Consider the following 4,420-nt stretch of genomic DNA (forward strand, 5'->3'; position numbering starts at 1 on the left):
CACTTAGGGTGTGCTGTGCGCACCAATACACCATTGCCAAGCCCGACCAACGGGAACCATCACGCCCACCTGACGTCGCAAAAGACGCAGCGGCTGTTTTTATGACTGGCATTTGGGCAGTCAGACAGCTGAGGAGGCGCTATGGATATCAATACCGAAATGGATCGCTTGGTGGATGCCTCGACGGCGTGGCTACCGGTGATCATGGCCTACAGCGGCCGCGTACTGTTGGCGTTGGTGGTACTGGCGATTGGCTGGTGGTTGATCAATCGACTGACCAATAACCTCAGCGCCGTGATTGGCCGCCGTCTCGGCGACCCCGCCTTGCAGGGTTTTATCGGCACCCTGGCCAATATCATTTTGAAAGTGCTGCTGGTGATCAGCGCCGCGTCGATGATTGGTGTGGAAACCACGTCGTTTATTGCCGCTATCGGTGCTGCCGGTCTGGCTATCGGTTTGGCGTTGCAGGGCAGCTTGGCCAACTTTGCCGGTGGTGTGCTGATCTTGCTGTTCCGCCCATTCCGCATTGGTGATGTGATCGAGGCGCAGGGTATTTCCGGCACTGTGGATAACATTCAGATCTTCCACACCGTATTGCGCACTGGCGACAACAAGACCGTGATCATGCCCAACGGCAGCCTGTCCAACGGCATCATCACCAACTACAACCGCCAGGCCACGCGCCAGGTGGTGTTTGATATCGGCATCGACTACAACGCCGATCTGCAAGCGGCCAAGCAGGTGCTGCTGGATATGGCCGAAGACGAGCGCGTGCTGAAAGACCCGGCGCCAGCCGTGGTAGTGGCGGGGTTAGGCGATAGCTCAATCAAAATGTCGCTGCGGGTGTGGGTCAATACCGCCGACTACTGGAGCCTGACCTTTAAATACAACGAAGAGATTCGCGATCGGCTGCAGAAGGCCGGGATCGGCATTCCGTTTCCGCAGCGGGTGGTTCGTATGGTGCAAGAGTCTGCATAAAACCCAAAAGCCGGCGTAAGCCGGCTTTTGTTACTCAAACCTGTTCGGTCCGCGTTTTCTCTTCGCTTACCACCGCAGGCTCTTCCACCGCCGGCTGCTTCTGACTGGCCATCCGCTGCCATTGCCAGCAAATCAGAATCAGGGTTGGAATCCCCAACAGCGCCGTGATCAGGAAGAACTTGTGATAGCCGACGTTCTCCACCATCACCCCCGAGTAGCCGCCAATCAAGCGCGGTAGCAGCAGCATGATGGAGCTGAGCAGCGCGTATTGGGTGGCGGAGAATTTCAGGTTGGTCAGGCTCGATAGGTAGGCGACAAAAGCCGAGGTGGCCAGGCCAGCACTGAAGTTGTCGGCGGAAATGGTCAGGATCAGCATGTCCAGGTTGGCGCCCATATCGCTGAGCCACATAAACAGCAGGTTGGTGGCTGCCGACAATATGCCGCCGATCAGCAGAATCGGCATGATGCCAAAGCGCACGATCAACACCCCGCCAGCACCCGCCCCCACCAGGGTCATCACCAGCCCGAACAGCTTGCTGACGCTGGCGATCTGCTCCTTGCTAAAGCCTTGGTCGATATAGAACACGTTGGCCATCACGCCCATGACCGTATCGGACATGCGATAGGTGGCAATCAAGCCCAGCAGCAGCAAGGCCTGCCAGCGATAGCGCTGCACAAACTCGCTGATCGGCGTGACCACCGGCGCCATCAACAGACGACCCGGCGCCGACAGGCAGGCCAGGGCAATCAGCACATACATGGTGCCGCGCGGCCAGGCCCCGGTGGAGAAGGCTTTGGCCGCCGCCGCTGCGGTCACCAAGATGATGATCAGCACAATCATCGACACCGCTTGGTGCACAAAGTCGAAGTTGGGGATGACTTTGCCGCGCGCGGCGACGATCAATTGTTTGCGCTGCTGGCTCAGCAGATCGCGCACTGGGGCGATCAGGCGGCGCCCGGCCGGCATCAGGCACGCGCCAAGGAAAATCGCGTACAGCGCCGCCCGTGGCCAAGCACGGTCGAGCAAGCCGGTGATCATCGCCGGCAGGGAGATCAGCATTACTAACAGAATAAGCACCGAGTACAGCTGGTCTTTGAGCTTGAAGCGCGAGGTGGTGGTCTGCACTGGCATATCGACATGGGGTTCGCGCATCCACAAGGTGGTGAGCAGGCCCGGCAGCATCAATAGCGCGAACATCAGATAGGTGCTGGCCCAGGCGCCGAATTCGTAGGCGCTGCTGGTGGAGCCAAACCATTCGGCGAAGTACAGGGCGCCCGCGGTGGCGAGTAGGGCAGCAACGCGGTAACCGAGCATATAGCTGGCGGCGAGGGCGGCTTGGCGGGTGTCGTCGGCGATCTCCAGCCGGTAGGCGTCGACGGCGATATCTTGGGTGGCGGAGGCAAAGGCCACCAATACGGCGATGGCGATCAGCCAAGTCAGGTTGGTGCGCGGGTCGCACAGCGCCATGCCGATCAGGCCCAGGGCGATAACGATTTGCGCCAGCACCAGCCAGGAGCGGCGCCTGCCCAGGCGACCGAGAAGCGGCAGGCGAAATTGGTCGAGCAGTGGCGACCAGATCCATTTAAAGGCGTAAGCCAGGCCGATCAGGCTGGCAAAACCGATGGTTTCGCGCGACACGCCAGCCTCACGCAGCCACACCGACAACGTGGAGAACACCAGCATGTACGGCAGGCCGGCGGCGAAGCCAAGCAGCAACAAGGCCAGGCTGGCCGGTGAAGCATAGGCGGCGAGGGCGTCGCGCCAGGTTTTACGGGGCATTGGGCTGTGATCTGCCTGCAATTAACAACACATGGAGTACCCGGTTTGACTGGGCAAACTGGATGGCAAAAACAGCGCGCACTCTAACCGCTGTGCTCCATTGGGCGCCACCCATGACGCCCGATATCCACCCTTTGGTTGACCATACGCACCCCTTCGGCGCGTAGGCGTGCCCGTTGTTCATCGCCAGAGACGGTGCCGGCAGCCAAACTCAGGCGCCCACCGGCTGCTACTACGCGGTGCCAGGGTAGCGTGCTGCCTTCGGGCAACTGGCTAAGAGTGCGGCCAACCCAGCGTGCCGCACGGCCTAAACCGGCCAAATCAGCTAATTGCCCATAGCTCACCACATAACCGCTGGGTACTTGCGCCAGGGTCACGTAAAGTGCCGTGCGGCGCGCGTCGGCGTCTTGCGTGACGACAGCTGCTGATGGGCTGATAGCGACGTGGCGCTTAGGCTGTACGGTTTTTTTTGTCGAGGCGGGCATTGAGCGGGATGCCTGTTGGGTACGGAACCTGCAGCTTAAACGAGCTCTTCGGGCAGCTCGATAGCACGGCGGGAAAAACCGCTGGTCGATTTGCTTTAGCCCGCGGTTTATCTGCGTTTACACCCGGCCGAAGGCTCTGTAACAAGCCTTAGCCTGCATTTTCCGGGAACTTGGGGTTTTTCTGTCGGTCAGTCCTTCACCGGTTTGGGCGCCGCGGATAAAGCCCGGCCCTCACCACTATGGAGCATTAGCCGTCCTTATGGCGTACACCAACAAGCTGTCCAAAGCCCTCTCGTGCGCCGCGCTAACGCTGGCCGCAAGCCCTGTTCTGGCCGATACCGTGTGGTTGAAAAACGGCGACCGGCTCACCGGCGAAATCAAAGTATTCGATGGCGGCAAGCTGGTGCTGCAAACCAGCTACGGCGGCACCATTCCCCTGGATTGGAAACAGGTGAAAACCCTGGAAAGCGACCGTGAACTGATGGTCAAACAGGACGACATCACCGGTGAGCGCGCCAAGTCGCTGAAAGCAGCCGAAGACGGCAAGGTCACCTTGGTTAACGGCGAAGCGCCGAAAACCATTGAGCTGGCGAGCATTGAACAGCTCATCAAGCCCAAGCCTATCGTCGAAGACTTGGTGTGGAAGGGCAATATCGACCTCGGCCTGGACTACAAACGCGCCGACAAAGACACCGATGACTACGATGTCGACTTCAAAACCACGGCACGCCATGGCGCCTGGCGGCACAACGCCGAAGGCGGCTACAACCGTGAAATGCAGGACGACGTCACCACCACCAATAACTGGAATGCCGAATACGCGCTCGACCGCTTCCTGGACGAGCATTGGTTCTGGCAAGGCCGCGTGAGCTACAAGCGCGACCATATCGAAGATGTTTCCAGCCAACGCACCATCGGTACCGGTCCTGGCTACCAGTTCTGGGATGACGAGCTTGGTGCGTTCTCCCTGGCCACTTTGGTCAACCAAAACGACTACGAATACAAAGACGGTGGCGCCGATAACTTTTATTCGGTTGGCTTGAAGTGGGACTACAACCGTTACCTGGTGGGTAAAACGTTCGAGATGTTCAGCAATGGCGAACTGGGCAAACCTATTGGTGGCGACAGCGAATACGAGCTCGATGCCGAGGCGGGGTTGCGCTACAAGGTCACCGAC

The 4,420-nt window shown here is 59.4% G+C and carries 4 protein-coding genes; 2 read left to right on the plus strand and 2 right to left on the minus strand.

Annotated elements, in window-relative coordinates:
* Positions 1-141: 141 nt before the first annotated feature.
* Positions 142-978, plus strand: coding sequence for a mechanosensitive ion channel family protein (locus AAAB16_RS14250; RefSeq protein WP_340663903.1), 837 nt, complete (start codon positions 142-144; stop codon positions 976-978).
* 34 nt (positions 979-1,012) lie between these two features.
* On the opposite strand, the gene AAAB16_RS14255 is transcribed toward AAAB16_RS14250, so the two are convergent.
* Positions 1,013-2,758 carry an AmpG family muropeptide MFS transporter gene (locus tag AAAB16_RS14255; protein WP_340663904.1) on the minus strand — a complete coding sequence of 582 codons (1,746 nt, stop codon included), beginning with the start codon at positions 2,756-2,758 and terminating at the stop codon, positions 1,013-1,015.
* 83 nt (positions 2,759-2,841) lie between these two features.
* Positions 2,842-3,243 (minus strand): MGMT family protein, encoded by a 402-nt coding sequence (locus AAAB16_RS14260; protein WP_340663905.1) that lies wholly within the window; start codon positions 3,241-3,243, stop codon positions 2,842-2,844.
* A gap of 259 nt (positions 3,244-3,502) precedes the next feature.
* Between AAAB16_RS14260 and AAAB16_RS14265 the strand changes: the two genes are divergently transcribed.
* A partial coding sequence (locus AAAB16_RS14265; RefSeq protein ID WP_340663906.1) for a DUF481 domain-containing protein occupies positions 3,503-4,420 on the plus strand: 918 nt, incomplete at its 3' end.

The organism is Pseudomonas sp. (genome assembly GCF_037994325.1).
Classification (GTDB): Bacteria; Pseudomonadota; Gammaproteobacteria; order Pseudomonadales; family Pseudomonadaceae; genus Aquipseudomonas.

Coding starts and splice junctions, on each gene's coding strand:
- AAAB16_RS14250 (WP_340663903.1), top strand. CDS start 142: ATGGATATCAATACCGAAATGGATCGCTTGGTGGATGCCTCGACGGCG.
- AAAB16_RS14255 (WP_340663904.1), bottom strand. CDS start 2,758: ATGCCCCGTAAAACCTGGCGCGACGCCCTCGCCGCCTATGCTTCACCG.
- AAAB16_RS14260 (WP_340663905.1), bottom strand. CDS start 3,243: ATGCCCGCCTCGACAAAAAAAACCGTACAGCCTAAGCGCCACGTCGCT.